Raw genomic sequence first — 1,739 nt, 5'->3', positions numbered from 1 at the left:
GAGGCACGGAGGCTTGGAGTGACCACGGCCAACGAAGAGACGGACGCGACCCTCGACAGGGTTCTCTCGGCGATGAAAGACCTGCGTGACGGCAACTTCCGCCGCCGGCTGGTCGTGCCGGGCAACGGGCCCGTCTCCGCCCTCGCGGACGTGTTCAACGAGATCGCGGAGCGCAACCAGTGGCTCGCCGGTGAGCTGGGCCGCGTCCGGCAGGCAGTCGGCCAGGAGGGCAGGCTCACCGAACGGGTGGCGCCCGCGGGCACCGCCGGCGGCTGGTCGCTGATCGCCGACTCGGTGAACGGCCTGGTCGAGGACCTGATGCGGCCGACGACCGAGCTGAGCCGCGTGCTCGCCGCCGTCGCCGAGGGCGACCTGACCAAGCGGATGTCGGACCAGACGCTGCGCGGCGAGTTCGCCACGCTCGGGGCGACGGTGAACGGCCTGGTGGACCAGCTGTCGTCGTTCGCGGACGAGGTCACCCGCGTGGCCCGCGAGGTCGGCACCGAGGGCCGGCTGGGCGGCCAGGCGAAGGTCCCCGGCGTCGCCGGCACCTGGCGCGACCTCACCGACAACGTCAACTCGATGGCGAACAACCTGACCAACCAGGTCCGCAACATCGCCCACGTGGCGACCGCGGTGGCCAACGGCGACCTGACGCAGAAGATCACGGTCGACGTCTCCGGCGAGATGCTGGAGCTCAAGAACACGCTGAACACGATGGTCGACCAGCTCAGCTCGTTCGCCGACGAGGTCACCCGCGTGGCCCGCGAGGTCGGCACGGACGGCAAGCTCGGCGGCCAGGCGAAGGTGCCGGGCGTCGCCGGGACGTGGCGCGACCTCACCGACAACGTGAACTTCATGGCGGAGAACCTGACGACCCAGGTCCGCAACATCGCGCAGGTCACCACGGCGGTCGCGCAGGGCGACCTGACCCAGAAGATCACCGTCGACGCCCGCGGCGAGATCCTCGAGCTCAAGTCCACGATCAACACGATGGTCGACCAGCTGTCCGCGTTCGCCGACGAGGTCACCCGCGTGGCCCGCGAGGTCGGCTCGGACGGCCGGCTGGGCGGCCAGGCGCAGGTGCCGGGCGTCGCGGGCACGTGGCGCGACCTCACCGAGTCGGTGAACGTCATGGCGAACAACCTGACGACCCAGGTCCGCAACATCGCCCAGGTCACCACGGCCATCGCGCGCGGCGACCTGACCCAGAAGATCACGATCGACGCCCGCGGCGAGATCCTGGAGCTCAAGACCACCATCAACACGATGGTGGACCAGCTCAGCTCGTTCGCCGACGAGGCCACGCGCGTGGCCCGCGAGGTCGGCACCGAGGGCCGCCTCGGCGGTCAGGCGACGGTGCCGGGGGTGGCGGGCACCTGGCGCGACCTGACCGACAACGTGAACTTCATGGCGAACAACCTGACCAACCAGGTCCGCAACATCGCCCACGTCGCGACGGCGGTGGCCAACGGCGACCTGTCGCAGAAGATCACCGTCGACGCCCGCGGCGAGATCCTCGAGCTCAAGTCCACGCTGAACACGATGGTCGACCAGCTGTCGTCGTTCGCGGAGGAGGTCACCCGCGTCGCCCGCGAGGTCGGCACCGACGGCCGGCTGGGCGGCCAGGCCCGCGTGCAGGGCGTCGCCGGCACGTGGAAGGACCTGACCGACAACGTCAACCTGATGGCGGACAACCTGACCAACCAGGTCCGCAACATCGCCCAGGTCACCACGGC

The 1,739-nt window shown here is 70.2% G+C and carries 1 protein-coding gene; it reads left to right on the top strand.

Annotated elements, in window-relative coordinates; genetic code table 11:
* Nucleotides 1-72: 72 nt before the first annotated feature.
* Nucleotides 73-1,739 (top strand): HAMP domain-containing protein (locus ACFWGZ_RS40810; protein ID WP_382456944.1); only part of this gene is annotated, 1,667 nt, incomplete at its 3' end.

Source organism: Lentzea sp. NPDC060358 (assembly GCF_042725365.1).
Classification (GTDB): Bacteria; Actinomycetota; Actinomycetes; order Mycobacteriales; family Pseudonocardiaceae; genus Lentzea.
The sequence above is the reverse complement of the archived record's forward strand: the minus strand, read 5'-3'. Positions and strand labels throughout refer to the sequence as shown.